Origin of the sequence: Proteiniphilum sp. (assembly GCF_040307845.1) — a bacterium.
In the GTDB taxonomy this organism is placed as follows: Bacteria; Bacteroidota; Bacteroidia; order Bacteroidales; family Dysgonomonadaceae; genus Proteiniphilum.
The window spans coordinates 32,359-50,000 of sequence record NZ_JAWRIS010000020.1 but is presented as its reverse complement, the minus strand read 5'-3'; the positions used below and the strand labels follow the sequence as shown (position 1 = coordinate 50,000).

At 41.2% G+C, this 17,642-nt stretch carries 16 protein-coding genes; 3 read left to right on the top strand and 13 right to left on the bottom strand.

The window, feature by feature from the left end:
- Positions 1-3 precede the first annotated feature (3 nt).
- The 9 genes from ABV001_RS04870 to ABV001_RS04830 all read right to left on the bottom strand — a co-directional run bounded on the left by ABV001_RS04870 (position 4) and on the right by ABV001_RS04830 (position 7,605).
- Positions 4-771 carry a DUF8458 domain-containing protein gene (locus tag ABV001_RS04870; RefSeq protein ID WP_352421768.1) on the bottom strand — a complete coding sequence of 256 codons (768 nt, stop codon included), beginning with the start codon at positions 769-771 and terminating at the stop codon, positions 4-6.
- Between the two features lie 4 nt (positions 772-775).
- Positions 776-1,282 carry an LPS assembly lipoprotein LptE gene (gene lptE / locus ABV001_RS04865; protein WP_323424766.1) on the bottom strand — a complete coding sequence of 169 codons (507 nt, stop codon included), beginning with the start codon at positions 1,280-1,282 and terminating at the stop codon, positions 776-778.
- A gap of 3 nt (positions 1,283-1,285) precedes the next feature.
- Entirely contained in the window at positions 1,286-2,554 is a 1,269-nt protein-coding gene (locus tag ABV001_RS04860; protein WP_352421767.1) for a sigma-54 interaction domain-containing protein, read from the bottom strand.
- Positions 2,555-2,666: 112 nt separating this feature from the next.
- Complete coding sequence (locus ABV001_RS04855) at positions 2,667-3,497, bottom strand: lysophospholipid acyltransferase family protein (protein WP_352421766.1); 831 nt, start codon at positions 3,495-3,497, stop codon at positions 2,667-2,669.
- A 70-nt stretch (positions 3,498-3,567) separates the two neighbouring features.
- Complete coding sequence (glmM, locus tag ABV001_RS04850) at positions 3,568-4,950, bottom strand: phosphoglucosamine mutase (protein WP_352421765.1); 1,383 nt, start codon at positions 4,948-4,950, stop codon at positions 3,568-3,570.
- A 19-nt stretch (positions 4,951-4,969) separates the two neighbouring features.
- Positions 4,970-5,530 carry a BamK family beta-barrel-assembly machinery protein gene (gene bamK / locus ABV001_RS04845; RefSeq protein WP_352421764.1) on the bottom strand — a complete coding sequence of 187 codons (561 nt, stop codon included), beginning with the start codon at positions 5,528-5,530 and terminating at the stop codon, positions 4,970-4,972.
- A gap of 223 nt (positions 5,531-5,753) precedes the next feature.
- Entirely contained in the window at positions 5,754-6,812 is a 1,059-nt protein-coding gene (locus ABV001_RS04840) for a DHH family phosphoesterase (RefSeq protein ID WP_502929849.1), read from the bottom strand.
- A gap of 156 nt (positions 6,813-6,968) precedes the next feature.
- Positions 6,969-7,274 carry a helix-turn-helix domain-containing protein gene (locus ABV001_RS04835; protein WP_352421763.1) on the bottom strand — a complete coding sequence of 102 codons (306 nt, stop codon included), beginning with the start codon at positions 7,272-7,274 and terminating at the stop codon, positions 6,969-6,971.
- Positions 7,258-7,605, bottom strand: a complete 348-nt coding sequence (locus ABV001_RS04830; protein WP_352421762.1) for a type II toxin-antitoxin system RelE/ParE family toxin — start codon at positions 7,603-7,605, stop codon at positions 7,258-7,260. The genes ABV001_RS04835 and ABV001_RS04830 overlap by 17 nt, the downstream gene beginning before the upstream one ends.
- A 179-nt stretch (positions 7,606-7,784) precedes the next feature.
- Between ABV001_RS04830 and ABV001_RS04825 the strand changes: the two genes are divergently transcribed.
- The 3 genes from ABV001_RS04825 to ABV001_RS04815 are packed head-to-tail and all read left to right on the top strand — an operon-like array spanning position 7,785 to position 11,972.
- The gene (locus ABV001_RS04825; RefSeq protein WP_352421761.1) at positions 7,785-10,211 is read left to right on the top strand and encodes a TonB-dependent receptor domain-containing protein; all 2,427 of its coding nucleotides are present in this window, start codon (positions 7,785-7,787) and stop codon (positions 10,209-10,211) included.
- A 17-nt stretch (positions 10,212-10,228) separates the two neighbouring features.
- On the top strand, positions 10,229-11,266 hold the full coding sequence (locus tag ABV001_RS04820) for a sensor histidine kinase (protein WP_352421760.1): 1,038 nt from the start codon (positions 10,229-10,231) through the stop codon (positions 11,264-11,266).
- A gap of 1 nt (position 11,267) precedes the next feature.
- Positions 11,268-11,972 carry a LytR/AlgR family response regulator transcription factor gene (locus ABV001_RS04815; protein WP_352421759.1) on the top strand — a complete coding sequence of 235 codons (705 nt, stop codon included), beginning with the start codon at positions 11,268-11,270 and terminating at the stop codon, positions 11,970-11,972.
- 156 nt (positions 11,973-12,128) lie between these two features.
- On the opposite strand, the gene ABV001_RS04810 is transcribed toward ABV001_RS04815, so the two are convergent.
- From ABV001_RS04810 to rpe, 4 genes are all read right to left on the bottom strand, one after another.
- The gene (locus tag ABV001_RS04810) at positions 12,129-13,658 is read right to left on the bottom strand and encodes a Fic family protein (RefSeq protein WP_352421758.1); all 1,530 of its coding nucleotides are present in this window, start codon (positions 13,656-13,658) and stop codon (positions 12,129-12,131) included.
- A gap of 596 nt (positions 13,659-14,254) precedes the next feature.
- Positions 14,255-14,677, bottom strand: a complete 423-nt coding sequence (locus ABV001_RS04805; protein WP_352421757.1) for a MarR family winged helix-turn-helix transcriptional regulator — start codon at positions 14,675-14,677, stop codon at positions 14,255-14,257.
- A 270-nt stretch (positions 14,678-14,947) separates the two neighbouring features.
- Positions 14,948-16,912, bottom strand: coding sequence for a ComEC/Rec2 family competence protein (locus ABV001_RS04800; RefSeq protein WP_352421756.1), 1,965 nt, complete (start codon positions 16,910-16,912; stop codon positions 14,948-14,950).
- Positions 16,913-16,961: 49 nt separating this feature from the next.
- On the bottom strand, positions 16,962-17,612 hold the full coding sequence (gene rpe / locus ABV001_RS04795) for a ribulose-phosphate 3-epimerase (protein ID WP_352421755.1): 651 nt from the start codon (positions 17,610-17,612) through the stop codon (positions 16,962-16,964).
- Between the last annotated feature and the right edge of the window lie 30 nt (positions 17,613-17,642).

Sequence of the window (17,642 nt, the reverse complement as noted above, 5' to 3'; positions counted from 1 at the left end):
ATCTTATTTGTCTTTATTTTTTTCTGCATTCATAATCAATAATTCGAGAAAACGAATTTGGTGCGCAAAGTAAACACTTTTTTTTGGAAAATTCAAACTTAACCTTTTAATTATTGTCAGTGCCTGTTCATATTTCTTCTGTTTGATATAGATTCTGGCGAGTGTTTCAGTCAGGAATTCACCGCCTTCTTCTTTTTCTTCCGGCTCCTGTTTCGTTCCGGATGGGGTTGTATCCCCGGGGACGAACAATACATCCGATTCTGCTTTTTCGATGAATGCATCAATTATATCCTGATGCTGTAACTTTTGCTGTTCGTCCTGATCAAGATTGCCGGCCATTCCTCCCAGCGATTTCAGATACAAAAAGTAGTCTGTCGCTGCCAGATTATATTCTATGTTATCTGTGGCAGGTTCAATTATCTCATTTTCTCCTAAAGCTTTTTCTCCAAGCGAGGACAGGAATGACTCCAGTAATTGTTCCGTCCTGTCAGCCCTGTTCAAATGAATACTCTTATCCCTACCCAGCAATTTCCCGTATTCTTCCCGGTAAATGAGGTAGAACAGTTTCCTTCTGTCATTGCACAAAACTGCAGTTTTGCCCAACTCCTCTTCATACCTTTGATTGTCAACCAGATTTAAATTTTTTGTATAGAGTAATCTGGCCGTGTGAAAAAAGGGATATTCCCCCACAACCGTTTTCAGTTCTTCCAACGTAGAAGCGTCCAAGCTTTCCGGATTTTCTATCCAATTGTATAGATCTTCCTTTTGCATACAATTACCAGTTTGACATGGTGGCGTTGAATATCTGATCTATGATTTCATCGATGAGCTCGTTAAGAAGCTGGTCCTGTACAGAGTCGAATACCTGATCGCTGGAGAACGTGCGGTTGGCAGAGATCCTCTCCTCAATCTCGGGATCATCTGTCTTGTTGTTCCGGAACCTCATCCTCACCGTCATGGTCAGACGTGTCTCAGAAGCAAATGCGTCCTCCTGTACTGCCATCGGCGTCAGTTCATATCCCACAATCTCTCCTTCGATCTCCATATCGCCGTTCTGATTCACCAATTGCAGTCGTGTGTTGCGGGTGAACATATCTTTCATCTCCTCATTGAACTGTTGCTCAAGCGGGGGATATACCAGGGGGGCCTGATTGACAAAATGGCCTATCTGGAGCGTTTTGGTGAGATCATAATTGATGGATGTACCCCTGAAAGAGTAGGATACACTGCACGAACTGACGGAAATGAGTAATAACAGGAGAATGAAAATATTTTTCTTCATAATCTAACCTAAGAGTGAGTACTCTTTAATTTTGCGGTAAAGTGTACGTTCGGAAATGCCCAGATCGTTGGCAGCCAATTTTCTTTTTCCATTATGCCTTTCCAGCGCTTTCATAATCATCTCCTTCTCCACATCACTGATCGATAATGCACTTTCTTCATATTCGGTAGCTTCCTGGATATTGTTCCTCTCAGGCTCATCCAAAGTGATTTTTTTTTGCATGGCCTCATATTTTACAGGAACCGAGACGCGGGTATTATCGTTTGTGATGATTGAAGGGGAGTGGTGCATCTCGTTTGAGGATGCATTGTACGGAGAATGTTGCGTGGAACCTTCCATCATGCTTTTCACCACGCTTTTCAAATCGGTGATATCCTTTTTCATATCGAACAGGACCTGATAGAGTATCTCCCGTTCGTTGGCGAATGATTTCTGTTCCGACTCATGGATCTGATGGATTGAAACGGGCAACATTCCTACTTCGTTGTTGGGAAGATACTTTTGAAGTATTTCTGCCGTGATGAGACGTTCCTGTTCAATGACAGATATCTGCTCGGTGATATTCTTCAGTTGACGCACATTCCCGGGCCAGCGATAGTTTTTCAGTTTCTCTTTTGCTTCATCGGTCAGGGTGATAGGAGGCATCATATATTTTTCGGCGCAATCACCTGCGAATTTTCTGAATAAAAGCGGTATATCTTCTGAGCGGTCACGTAGCGGCGGAATACGGATGGGTACCGAGTTGAGGCGGTAGTAAAGATCTTCCCTGAATTTGGCTTTCTCTACAGCGTTGACCATATCGAGATTGGTGGCTGCTACAACACGTACGTTGGTTTTCTCTACCTTGGAGGAACCCACTTTAATGAATTCTCCGCTCTCCAGTACACGAAGCAGGCGTGCCTGTGTGGGAAGAGGGAGTTCACCCACTTCGTCGAGAAAGAGCGTACCGCCGTCGGCCACCTCAAAATAACCTTTTCTGGTACCCATGGCACCGGTAAACGATCCCTTTTCGTGCCCGAACAGTTCCGAATCTATGGTGCCTTCGGGTATTGAACCGCAATTGATGGCGAAAAAGGGGCCATGCTTGCGGTTACTATATTGATGCACAATTTGCGGAAAATTCTCCTTCCCGGTTCCGCTTTCCCCGGTAATAAGTACCGATAAGTCGGTGGGAGCTACCTGTAAAGCAATGTCGATAGCACGATCCAGCTTGGGATCATTGCCAATAATCCCAAAACGTTGCTTCACCTGTTGTAAAGAATGTTTTGCCATAAGCGTGCTGTTTTTTTGAATATTCAAAGATAAGAACTTTTTCGTTACGCGAGTACAGAATAAATACCTCACCAAAATTCAAACAAGTTTGTTTTTTGGGTCCGGTTTATCGTCAGTTATATCCTAAAGCGTAGGTTTCTTCCTTCAGGTAATGAGCCAGAGCGGGTACATCGCCTTTAAATGATTTGATCCTATCCGGTATGATCGGCTTACCGAAGGTAATCACCATCTCTTTTCCTTTTTTATTATAGAATTCGTGACACAACCTGAGTGTACGTACTTGATAGCCAAATATCCTGGACAAATAAAAAGAGAGACTGTTGCGTCCGGAAATGTGCATTGGAATAACCGGTACTTTTGTTTTCTGGATAATCTTGATAACTGCCGGCTGCCACTCCCGGTCTTCAATTGTCATTCTTCCTCTCTTGAAAATAAGATTGGAAACTGCCCCTGCGGCGAAAAAACCCAGTGGATGACCGGCCTTTACATGGGCTATGCTTTCTTTGATACCCGCGAGATTGATGCTGTTCTTGTTGGCGTACTGCATAGGGTTTACCGTGATAAAGTTTTCAGACATGGTGTCCACAAGTCCTAAAATAACATTCACCATCATCTTATAATTCCGTACCCGGCTACCCACGGTCTCAATCGCCGCAATCCCGTCGATATGCCCGTAAGGATGATTGGATACCGTGATAAAGGGGCGGTCCCGGAATTCATCCAGCACCTCTGCATTCCTTACCGTACGGGTGATTTCGAGTTTATCCAGCAGGTCTTTACAAAAAGCAGGGCCGGTAAGATGTTTAGACCGGTTATAAACTTCATTTGCTACATTCAATGCGGATATTTTTATCCCTAAGTCTATCAATTTGTCTCCGTATTTGCCCCTGAATGCAGGGTGCAGACTGCGCAACTCTTCGCGACTGATCAGTGTATCTTTCATTAACTCCGGACCTGTTTAGTTTATTTAATTCAAAAGCCACATCATCCGGGATATGGCTTTGAGGTGAAAATTATGAGAATTCTTGTATGAGTTTTATAACCTGTTTGCCAATCTCTTCCGCTTCTTCCAGGGAAGGTGCTTCGGAGTAAACACGTATGATAGGCTCTGTATTCGATTTTCGCAAATGCACCCACTTGTCGGGGAAGTCGATTTTTACTCCGTCTATATCGGTTATCTGTTGATCACTGAATTTTTCTTTCACCTTATCCAGGATCATTTCCGTATCAATATCGGGTGTGAGCTCCACCTTTTGTTTCGCCATGAAATAAGCCGGATATGATTTTCTCAACTCCGAGGGAGTTTTACCCGATTTGGCGAGATAGGTGAGGAAAAGTGCGATACCTGCCAGTGCATCGCGGCCGTAATGTAAAGCGGGATAGATAACGCCGCCATTACCTTCACCTCCGATCACCGCATGGGTCTCTTTCATCTTGGTTACCACATTTACCTCTCCTACTGCCGCAGCATTGTATTCTCCGCCCCGGGCACGTGTGACATCCCTCAGCGCGCGGCTGGAACTAAGGTTGGATACCGTATTACCGGGCGTGTGCTGTAAAACATAATCACACACAGCCACGAGCGTATACTCTTCCCCAAACGGTTCGCCGTCTTCGCAATAGATCGCCAGCCGGTCTACATCCGGATCCACGGCAAAACCTACGTTTGCCTTGGAACTTCGTGTCAGCGATGCCAATTCGGTCAGGTGCTGTGGAAGTGGTTCCGGATTGTGGGAGAAATTGCCGTGGGGCGCACAATGCAATTTAAAGATCTCTTTCACCCCCAATGCATACAACAGTTCCGGGATAGCAATTCCTCCCACAGAGTTTACGCAATCTATCGCCACACGGAAGTTGGAGGCAGCTATGGCAGCCTTATCTACCAACTCCAGCGACAGTACTTGTTGGATATGTTCGTGAAGGTATTGTTTCTGGATGACTTTCCCGAGTTTATCCACAGGAGAAAATAAGAAGTCTTCCGATTCAACGATGGACAGGATTTCCTCTCCTTCTGCCGCATTCAGGAATTCCCCCTTGCTATTTAGCAGTTTCAGGGCGTTCCACTGTTTCGGGTTGTGGCTGGCGGTGATAATGATACCGCCGGCAGCATTTTCCTTTTCAACGGCGATTTCTGTGGTAGGGGTCGTAGCCATTCCAATATCGGTCACATCACATCCCATACCTATAAGCGTGCCGGTGATGATACGATGTACCATCTCACCCGAAATGCGGGCATCTCTCCCAACAACGATACGTGGATTTTCCTTTCCTGATATTTTTTTGATAAATGCTGCATAGGCAGCTGTAAATTTTACGATATCAAGCGGAGTCAGGTTTTCGTTGACTGTCCCGCCGATTGTCCCTCTTATCCCGGATATGGATTTGATTAATGCCATAAAAAAATTATATTTATAATCACCACTGATTTTCAAACCTGTATACCACTTGTTCGTAATAAGTAGGGGTATATTGAGACTGGTCATAAGATGACCCCATCTCGAAGGGGATGATCAATTTCACTTTTCCCGTGTGTCCCACATAAGAGAGGGGTACAACCCACCCCGCATTGTCATAACTGCTTTGTGTCAAAGAGGTAACCGGTCCTATATATTCCAATATTTCCGGGTAGGTGCTTAGGTTATTGGAGTATAAGATGGTATCTGTGGTAGAGAAATAATGCAATCCTTTAAAGCGGACAGAAATATTTTCCCTCCATACCGGCTTCACGGCATAGTTGCCGCGTTCTATTATGTTAAAATAGACACCGGTTGCCGGATCTTTATAGAATTCATTGTCACCGAATACTGTGTCAGATGGGAAGTCCTTGAGAATTTTGAGATTATTTTTCGCAATAAAGAGATCAATAGCCTTTCTTTCATCTTTTAAATATTCGGCATACGTTTTCCTATTATTACAGGAGGTGGTCAGCGTTAATACACTGACAAGGATGAGAACTATGGATTTGAATAGTTTCATATTTTTAGAGTAAAGAGTAAAGAATAAAGAGTAAAGACTTCTTAAATTAAAAGTGAAAAATGAGAAACTTCGAATGGAACCAAGATCCAAGAATCAAGATCCAAGACTTTTGTAAGTGAAAAATCAAATTTCATTATTCACGAACAGCCTACAAAAATACATAATCTGCTCCAAAAAAACAGGGGTTGTGCTGAAATAAACATTATCTATTCTTAAAAATGGGTTAAAGGCTGTCTGCCACACTTTTTAATTTCGTCTCATAAGACTTCAATCCCTCCTTAAAAACGCGGATTGCTTCTTCGAAAGTGCCATAGAACTCCCCCCCCGAGGCATTCAAATGGCCCCCGCCGTTAAAGAAATCGGCTGCAAATTCATTACAGGGAAAAGATTTTTGGGAACGGAACGAAAGCTTGACAAGATCATCGTCTTCGCGGATAAAGGTAGAGAAAAAGATACCTTTGATGCTGAGCGGATAATTCACAAAACCTTCGGTGTCACCTTTGCTGAAACGAAATTGGGCCTGGTCTTCCTTAGAGAGATAAAGAAGTGCTGAATGCAGTTCAGGATATACTTCCATCCGTTGCGACAGGGTAAAGCCAAGCAGGCGGAATCGCTCTTCGGAGTAATTATCGAATACGAGTGAATAGATGGCATCTTTATTGATATCTTTTCGTAGTAGCAGGCTGATGATCTCAAAAATCTCAGGATCGCTCGAATTGTAGGTGAAACTGCCTGTGTCGGTCATCATACCGCAATAGATACATTCGGCTTCACCTTTTGTCAACTCGTCATATTTTCCTGCCTGCAAGAATAATCTGAACAGGACTTCGCTTGTGGATGATATTTCGGGATGTGATATGATAATGTCGAAATTCTCTCCCGGGAGAAGATGATGGTCTATCAGGATTTTCTTTGCCGGGGACTGATCCAGGAAAGATCCCATGTCACCCACCCGTTTGGAGATATTATAGTCTAATGAAAAAATCAGGTCGGCATGCATGAGAATATGCTGTCCTGCGGCAGGGTTATATTCATAGATATCAATCTCCCTGGCTCCGGGCATCCATTTCAGGAAATAAGGGAATGAGTTGGGTACGATAACTCTTACATTCTTATTTCTTCTCTTCAGGAAATGGTAGAGTGCAAGTGAAGATCCCAATGCATCGCCATCGGGAGAACGGTGCGTGGTGATCACGATCTTTTCTGCCCTATCGATGGCTTCCATAACCTGCTCTACTTTCCAGGGTTGAATTACATTTGAAATGGATGGAGTATGATTCATTTTAGTTTCTGTAGTGTAATGGAGCGACAAAAGTATGAAAAATTTCCCACTTTTGAGAAGAATCCGGATAAACAAGGTAAGTGGTACCTCCACGGCAGATGGAAGAATTCACGAAAAATATAGACGGAAAGTAACAATGGAAGCGTTAGCTTTTATTCAAAACCTGATTGAAATGTCCAAATGTGCACCTAATCCCTCATTTATAATTCTTTGTAAGGTTGAGAACCGGATATCCTTTAAATTTCTCTCCAATTTTGAAATATAGGACTTGTTCGTTCCTGCCAATTCAGCCAATTGTTTTTGAGTCAACCCTTTTTCCTCTCTTGCTTGCTGTATTAAAACTCCGAGTTTGAAAGCTTCATATTCCGTTTCAAATTCCTCGCGTACTTCAGTGCCTCTTTTGCCAATCTTCTCATCGACAAACTGATCAAAACTTTTGAGGTTTTTATTTTTTACTTTCATAATATTCCTTTTTTATCTGTTCTGCCCTTTCGATCTGTTGTTTAGGTGTTTTTTGCGTTTTCTTATGAAAACCGTGACCAACAACAATAATATTGCCCAGATCGAAAAAGCAGAAAATCCTGTATATATTATTTCCGACCTGAATCCTAATTTCGTAAAGCCCCGTCGTATCACTTAGATGTTTTAAATAAATCTCGGGAATCTGGTCAATTTCCTCAATGACCCTTAGCGTCCAAACAATTTTCTTTTTGACTTTATCCGACTGGTTCTCGTAAAATTCCTCAAAGTAATTTTTAAAGAAAAAAAAGTTCCCGTTTTTTATCCGTAGCACAAATATATGAAAAGTAGTTCAATTGGACAACTTTTGAATCAAACTTTCCGATTGCGTCCGCAGGGCGGAGGCATAATTTTTGTCATTCATCAAGTAAATCATTCCATTCGTCATATAAATTTCAAAACCCTATTATTCCTAAGTAGTTTTGAGCATAAAATTTAAAAAGGAATATGGCTATGAAATGGAATAAAGTATATATCTTGATTGTATGGGTAATTCAGACAATCAGTATATCAGCACAATCTGTAATATCAGGCAGGATAATAGACAAGGACAGTATACCTCTGGCAAGTGCAACAATTCTGCTGTTAAGCGATCCTGACACGACTTATATAACAGGCACTACAACAGATATGGACGGACAGTTTACAATATTGAACATCCAGCCAAGCAACTATATTCTTACCTTGTCCATGATCGGGTATAAGAAGATAGATGTTCCACTGCAAATAAAAGAAAATTCAACCGTTCAAACAGGAGACGTTCTATTGGAGGATGACACACACATGCTTTCGGAAGTAGCAGTCACGGGCAAACGTCCGCCTTTTAGGGTTGAGCCGGGAAAAACAATTGTAAACCTCTCTTCTGCACTGTTGAGTGCAGATGCCAATACGCTGGATGCGCTTCGTAAACTACCGGGCGTGATAATACAAAACGACGGAACCATTATACTCAATGGCAAATCCGGTGCCAGTGTATTGGTAGATGATAAGGTAACATACCTGTCGGGGGAAAATCTGATCAATTACCTACGCTCTATTCCGGCAAATACGATCGAAAATATCGAATTGATATCCCAGCCTTCATCCAAATACGATGCTTCGGGTAGTTCGGGTATGATCAATATCCAAAGGAAGAAAATCAAAGAACAAGGCATTCATATAGCAGCATCGGCCTCTTTGGAAAGAGGAAAGCGCATAAGAGGAGGTGACAATCTATCACTGAGTTTTCGTCATAACAAATTGAACATGTATATCGACTACGCTAATTATTGGGGTGAAGAAGCTGTAGAGTTGTCGGTATCTGGACGTTACCTGGATCCGGCAACTTCAAAACCGCTCGACCTGAGAAAAGATTTTGTAGATGATATCGGATGGAAATATATGGGACATTATCTAAAAACAGGGATTGATTATGATTTGTCGGATAAGATAGCCATTGGAACCTACCTATCATCAAATTGGTTTGATCGAGATAAAAATGAAGGAATCATATCAGACTTTTTTACCAACAACAATATGCAAAGTGACTCTACTCTGACAGCCTTCAACACAGTGGATCATCATTATATCAACATCATAGGAGGGGCCAGCATACTCTATAAATTTACAAAGGTAGGAAAATGGGATGCAGCTTTTGATTTCCAACATTTTGACCAGAATGATGATCAGTTGTTACAATCTGTCTTTGATACCGGCACCCGTTCTTTAAAAGAAGACACACTGTCCGGCGAGACAAAAAGTGATATCAAAATATACAGTGGACAGACCAATTTGAACTATGATATATCCGATAAGTTTGGCTTACAGATCGGACTTAAATCTGTTCTTGTACATATAAGTACCAATGGATTATATAAAAATTCAATTGCCGGTAATTGGCTGGATAATAATCTAAGTAGTAATTTTGATTATAAGGAAAACATCAATGCGGCATATTTTCAATTGAACGCCAAATGGTCTTCCAGATTTTCAACAGAAACAGGCTTACGATTGGAAAATACATACACCAAAAATAGGTATGGTTCAGCCAATCAGGATTCCACTTTCAATAAAAATTACCTGCAATTTTTTCCGACTTTCATGGCAAAATATGAGCTTTCTGATAATCATGGATTGTCTGTAGTCTATGGTCGCCGTATTGTCCGTCCGAATTACCGGAATATGAATCCTTTTGTCGAGGTTAGGGATCAGTTCTTATATGAACAGGGAAATACTCAACTGAAACCTGAGCTGATAGACAATCTGGAAATTTCATGGCTATTCAAAAAAAGATTTTCATTCAATGCATTTTACGCTCACAGGAGCAACCCCATTTCGTTAAGCTTTTTGGTCGAGGATAGCCGTGTCCTGATTATGCCACGAAATTTATCCAACAACAACTCATTTGGATTAAGAATAGGATTGAATAATTTGAAACCTTTTGACTGGTGGACAAGTCATATAAACGGATCCTTGACTTATAAACAATTCGACTGGATGATTCCGGGAAAGACTTATACGAATAAAGCGACAACTCCCATGATATTTGTCAGTAATCAATTCGTATTACCATGGAGTTGGAGCGGAGAAGCCAACGGATTTTATAGCGGCAAGATGATTGAAGGACAAACCACCCTCAAACCATTGTGGACGGTATCCTTCGGCGTTCGCAAAAATCTGTTTAATGACAGATTTAATCTCTATATTTACGCACAAGATCTTTTTGATTCCAGCGGCCCTCGGGTGACAGTAGACAGCAACTACCTCTATTATACATCCAAAGAAAAGAGGGATAGCAGAATGGTTGGAATATCTCTCGGTTATCGGTTTAATCGGGGCAGAGAGATAAAGAAATCTCAAAATGACAATCGAATAGAGGAAAGTAAACGGATTGGGTTATAACAATAAATGCTAAACAGATGAATGCAAAGAGTGGATGGGGCAACACCTTGTCTATCGCCATAATGCTTGTGATATGTTTCTTTATTATTACGGATATTGTCTATAATGAGAGAATATGGGAATTTTCAGATTTCGCATTAAGGGCACGTCTGCTGTCTTTAGGTATGATGATTGTCGTATTCTACGCTGCAAGTTATATGTACCGGCGGATATCCCGGTATTTTATCAATAAAAACAAGGATACAAAGAAAGGAAACTGGAAAGAATACGCATTTATCTTTCTGATAAATTTCCCTTTCATAAATATCATACATCTATTTAGTATCAAGTATATAACCCAGATGCATTTTAGACCGAGAGAATCGCTGATGGTCAATATTGTTGGGGCTCTTCTGTTATTCCTATACTATATAATCATACGCAACCGGATTTTATCCGAAAATTTCACGGAACAAAACCTTCAATTGGAAAAAATAAAAGTCGACCAGTTGGAAACCGAACTCAAATTCCTGAAATCACAATACCACCCCCATTTTTTGTTCAATGCTTTAAATACTATCTATTTTCAGATAGATGAGAATAACAAGGATGCAAAACAAAGTATTGAGCTGTTATCTCATTTGTTACGATATCAGCTTTATGATATAGAACAGGAGGTGACGATGGAACAGGAGATAAATTATCTGAAGTCATACATCGCTTTTCAACAGTTGCGGATGAGTGAAAGGCTTGTCTTGAAGGTGTATTTCGACCCGAAATTGAAAGAGCAAAAAATACATCCACTTCTGTTTCAGCCTTTGATTGAAAATGCCTTTAAATATGTAAGAGGTGAATACAACATACAACTGGAAATGAAGTTAAAAGAAAACCAAATTCAATTCGAGATAAAAAATTCAATATCCCAGTCTCAAAATACTGGCAACAAAAAGGAGCAAGGAATCGGTATTGAAAATCTGAAACGGAGGCTCGATCTTTTGTATCCCAATAAATACAATTTAGAGATTAAACAAACAGAAAGTATATTTGTCGTTAAATTGGCCATAAGTATAGATTGATATGAAAATAAAATGTGTAATTGCAGACGACGAGCCTATGGCAAGAAAAGGCTTGCGAGGGTATGTCGAAAAAATAGATTTTCTTACTTTGGTTGGAGAGTGTGAAGATGCTATCCAGCTCAACACAATGCTGAAGAACCAACAAGTCGACCTTATATTCCTTGATATTGAAATGCCTGAGATGTCGGGACTGGAATTGTTGTTGAACCTGACAAAATCGCCTAAAGTAATTATCGTATCAGCTTATGAGCAATACGCTCTTAAAGGCTATGAGTTTGATGTGATAGATTATCTTCTGAAGCCGGTTTCTTTTGATCGCTTCCTGAAATCAGTAAACAAGGTCCATGATCAGTTACAATCAGCACAAAAAGAAGGTGATGATTATATATTTGTGAAGAGTGACAAGCAGTTAAAAAGGATTGTTCTCAAAGAGATTCTTTTTATTCAGAGTATGGAAAATTATGTTGTCATTCAAACAGCATCATCCAAAGAAATAGTGTATACTACCTTGCAACAAATATATGATTTACTACCTCCACAAATCTTTCAACAAGTTCACCGCTCATATATTGTGAATATTAATCACGTAAATGCTATTGACGGGAATGTATTAAACGTTGACTTTCATAAAATTCCAATATCCAGAAATTACAAAGAAGAGATTCTCAATATTATACTTAAGGATCGTCTAATAACTAAAAAATGAATATCTTGATCTTTTTTATTACCCATTTAGGTATACTATGAGTTCCAAGATTTACAATAGTATCGTCTCTCTTATTCTGTATGATATTATCAATTCTCTTTTTACGTTGGCTTTCATCCAAGTAATTGGATATTTGGTCATTGATGCAATTCCATATCAGTCTGAAATGGATTTATTTACCAACCCCGCTAAAAACAAGGTAAAATCAGTAATATCCTCGTTTACGCTGCCTTTTTCCAATGCAGCCATATACTCCTGTCGCTTTTCTACAGGAATCACAGTCCAATTATAACCACCCGAAATTAGCATTGTATTCATAAGAAAGCGGGCAATACGACCATTCCCGTCCATATATGGGTGAATATATACAAACATAAAATGTCCTAAGACCGTCCTGACTCGTGCGTCCGGTTCATCCTTTAATAACTCAAACAAGACAGGCATGGCATCTCTAACGGCTTTGGGATTTAAGGGTGTATGCATGGATCCATGGATATAAACTTGGTTGGTGCGATAGCCGGCCAAATCAGCTGGTTTTAGCAATCCCGCAGAAACACTTGGTGCAAATAGTTCACGATACCATACCCTGTGGTCATTATCCACAACCTCTCCCGAATTTTCACCTTTAAGAATCTTTTTCGTACTTTCTTTTACGACTTGGAACGCTTGCCAATACCCCCGTGCAGCCATGGCATTACGTTGTTCAGCATCGGAAGAATCTTCATCGGGTTTCCAATTGTCTATTTTTACTTTTTCTATTAATTCATCCGTAACTTTATATCCCTCAATAGAAAGCGAATGGTAAGCATCCAACTTATATTGTGCGTCTATATTTTTCAAGCAAGCGTCAATGTCTGTATGGGTATGTTTGCTTTCGCGGAAATTGGAAATAACCACTTCCCGCATTTTATTCCACATTAATTTCAACCTCATAACATAAGGGGAGGTAATGCGGGAATACTCAATAGAACTTCGGTCTTTAAAAGGGTCTTCTTCCCGGATGTCGTACCCCAAACTTTTCATCGTGTTGATTATCTCGTCGGCAGCAGAGGTATGACCGATATTCCGAAACGCACCTGCTAACCTTCCGGCCTTTGTTGTATTCCCATTCTCGAGCACTTTTTTCATAATATCGCCAACATCAGACACCATTGCCAGGCAAGTTCGGGCAGCCACGCTATCCAATCGAAAGAAATCGGGGCTACATTCAAGTAAAGCTTCCGGCAAGGAATATAAGTTCAGACCTAATTGAGGTTCTTTGTATATAGGGTTGGCTATTGATGACTTAAAATACAGCATTGATGTGCCATACAGTAGATTGGCAATATTGTTCGTCCCTTTGGCTACACGAATTATAACCTGCTTTGGAACTGTTCTGTTTCCACTGTAAATGGATAAAGACTGGTCAGCGGACAAACACCACTCCTCGCCAAATCTTGAGTTTGCGTACTCCGATATGAAATACCAGTATGAAGTGTACCAATTTGTCGTATCTCCCGACAAGCTGTCCGGGCGTGATGTAATATACCAACCTTTCATCACCTCTTGAATAAAACCATTTTTCAGAAGTCTGCTAAGATGAGTGCGAGACAGGTCAGATGACTTTATAACAGCAAGACCATTTTCAGTTTGCAGTTTCTGTAACTCTTTTAGCGATTCCGCTAATCTTTCTTGAATTGATGCCATGTCTATATTGTTTGAAATGTTACTCTTATTTATTGCCGTTTTAATACTCTTGTATTACGTAGAGTATATACTCTTTTATTATGCCGCGCGATTACTCTTTTAATTTGCAAATGTACGCTGTTTTTATGAATTGGAAAAATTGTATTATTTTGAATGCTATTGATTTCGTAAAATTGATTTCTCTCCCAATCGTGTTTAATCGGCATCAATAATCATATTCAGACTGCCACTATAGGTCATTTTTTCGTATTTGAGGCTTATGGGGTATCATGTCAATCGTTCGGCAAAGAACTTTTACCTTCCGCTTTTAAAAAAGGGCCGTCCCGTTCTGAGACGGCCCCGGCTTACGTACATCATCATACACGTGTGGATTTCATGCATAATGGATGACGCTTATTGTTTGACCATCGAATTGACATCTTGTTAGGATTTCAAGGATGCCATATCAATGACAAAACGATATTTTACGTCTCCTTTCAATAGGCGCTCATATGCGGTATTTATATCCTGAATTTTTATCAATTCTATATCTGATACAACCAATATCTATAATTATATTACGAATAATTGACTAATCAATATTAGGTGTAAAAAAATTATTGTGTATTGTTGTAAATCGTATTCAACACATTTTCAAAAGTTTCATATTCCTGGTCGTCAATATCAGACAAAATGGAATCTTCCCATTTTTTAATGCAGTCCAATACTTGAGGGATCAACTTTTTCCCTTCGTCGGTAATGAGGATACTGTTTTTCCTCATGGTAACCGGAATACGTTTGACCAATCCCTTATTTTCGAGGATGTCCAATGTGCGTTTAATGGCTGCCACGTCCTTGTACACCTTTGTAGCCAGTTCCTGCTGGCTTAAACCGTCTTTCTCGTAGAGGACTTTGAGAACGATGTATTGCGAATGGGGGAGATCGATTCCCTCATGTTTCACCAGACTGTTAAGACTGGCCGCCATTGCATAAGATGCACGGGCAAGCAAAAATCCCAATGTCTGTTTTCTTTCTTTCATGGCTGCAAATATAAACAAAAAATTGATTAGTCAATATATTTGTGTTGATAATTCACGGCAATACATTGTTAAATATTGATAGTTCAACCTCCTGAATCCTACTCAATTTCTAAGAACGCACTATCCAAACAGGCAGAGAAAGATATGGTGAGTTTGTTCAAACCGGAGTTAAATGTTTATATAAAGGTATTGTCTCTGATCGAAGAGATTTCAGAACATCCCTTCACCGCATATTGTCGGGTGGCAAGAGGTATTTCTATCTTGTTTATGCTAAAAATTTAGTAGAAATGCTCCCTTTTTCGCCACATCGTGTATTGCCACACCTTGAAGATGGCACTCCCGTTCTATTCTTTTTGCGGCATATCCCGGTATTGAACTGTCCAGGACAATCATTGCGGGGCTGAACAGCGCAAATATTTTGTTGGTATCAAAGGATGCTTGTCGGGACAGGATCAGGATATCTAATGGAAATGGTTTTCCGGCATAGTGGGCAGGAAAATTGGTTTCCGATATCAGTAGGATACTTTTTTCAGGGTGGGGAATAAAGCTATTCTCGGGAATATTGGGGTAGTGGCGTTTATTGTTGTGAAAAACGGCAATATCACTTTGGCCGGGACTATTGAATACGGTGAGTTGCGGTGCCGGGCAGGTTATATTTTTATAGGTGATTGTGAACTGGAAAAAGAGTAAGACAGTCAGTGAAATGATCAATGGCCGGGGTCGCCGTGAAAAAAGAAACCGGGTAACAGCATAGATAAATAGAAGGAGGAGTATAAGTTGGAGAAAAGATATTTTTTTGTCGGATATCTGGGCCAAAGGGATCGATTCGGAGATATAGACGATCCTCAATAATAGTTCGATCAGGTTTTTTTCTATCCATTCAAAGAAAGTATATAACACCGTGATGAGATCCCATTGGAGGGAGCGGAGTAATCCGAAAATGATGAGTGGGAATACAGCATAAATGATCATGCCGACCAGAGGCACCACCAGCATATTGGTGATGAAAAACCAGGTGGGGAATGTGCCGAAATGGTAGAGTACCAGCGGGAAAACACCCAATTGTGCGGATGTGGTGATGCAGAATAAATTCCAGGTGTATTTCGCGGCCCTGTTCCGGGTCCGGAAGAGCTGGAGTAACTTTGGATTGAAATAGAGGATGGAGAATACGGCGCTGAAACTCATCTGGAATCCTACGTCGAACAGGGAGGATGGCCGGAAGATAAGAATAAAAAAGGCAGCCGCAGCCAGTGAATTATAGGAGAACCCGTTGCGATGATGCAGATTTCCTATGCTGAATAGCGTGAGCATGATAGCCGCGCGGACTACGGAGGGTGACATCCCCACCATAAAAACAAACCCCCACAACGCTATAATGACTAACCATTGGCGGATAATAAATCCGTAGCCGCTTTTTCCAAAAAAAGAAAATAACAAGCTGATAACCGCGTAGATGATGCCTACATGCAATCCGCTTAATGCCAGCACATGAGCCGTGCCCGATGCCCTGAATGCCTCTTGTAGATCATTGGACAGGTGGACTTTGTAGCCGAGGGTAAGCGCACAGATAAACGCATAAGCGTCACCCTCCAGGTCAAAAGAGCGGTAGAAATCAAGCGCTTTGCCTCTTAACCGTTGGGCCATAACAGGAATGCTCTTCATTTCCCTTCCGGTTTTCTGCCAGTCAACCGCGGGAATATAGCCTGATCCCGCAAAACCTTTGTTCTTCATATATCCGACATAATCAAAATCATCCGGATTACCAAAATTCCTGAATGGTTCCACTCTCGACAGGAAGACTATTTCATCACCGGGATTTAATCCTCTGGCCTCATCGGTTTGCTCTAAATAGAGAACCAATTTCTTTTCTCCGGGAGAGGATGTTTTTACATTCACCGCAATGCTTCGTGGTTTCACCTGGGGGATGTCGAGCACGATGCCGAGGTCATATTGTCCATAACCGGGAGGTGTGAGTTGAGTGGATTCAGTATGTTGCCGAATCTGGTATAGAGGCAGGGAAAAAATAAAAAAGCATGCCCCTGCACCGAACAGCCATCTGAGTTTGTATTGATTGTTGTGCGGGATAAAGCATGACAGAAGCATACACGACGATCCTATCAAGGCTATTAGTAGGGATGCAGATAGAATTCCGGGAAAAGCCGTTCCTGTAATGATGACGGCAATCAGGGGAAGCAAGAGCCGGAAGAAGGGTGTTTTTCCGATCACTGCATTCATAATAATTAGACTCTTTCGAATGTTTCCTTGTTATCAGGGAAAAATAGTTTTATAGCATTTTTAATTGGTGGATAGTCTCTTCAGGATGTGCTGAGGAGAATACAAAACTCCCGGCCACCAGCACATCGGCGCCTGCATCCACCAACCGTTTGCCTGTTTCCAGATTTATCCCGCCATCTACCTCAATCAGGGTAGAGGTCCGTTGTCGCAGTATCATCTCTTTAAGCATGGCCGTTTTCCTGACGGAATGTTCGATAAATTGTTGCCCTCCAAATCCAGGATTCACCGACATCAGAAGCACCATATCCAGGTCGGGAAGAATATCTTCGAGTAGCGATACAGGTGTATGAGGATTCAATGTGACAGCCGGTTTCATCCCTTTTTTCCTTATCTCCTGTATTACACGGTGCAGGTGCGTACAGGCTTCATAATGCACATTCATGTAGGTAGCTCCCGTGGCAGCAATCTCATTGACAAACTTTTCAGGCTGCACGATCATCAGGTGTACATCCAATGGTTTGGAAGTTACTTCTTTCAGCCGGTCGATTACCGGAAATCCGAAAGATATATTGGGTACGAAAACGCCATCCATTATATCCAGATGAATCCAGTCCGCCTCGCTGCGGTTCAGCATTTCGATGTCCCTTTCCAGGTTCAGGAAATTAGCCGCCAACAGGGACGGCGCTACAATTGTACCCATACATTTCAATATTTATCGATTCAAAGGTAG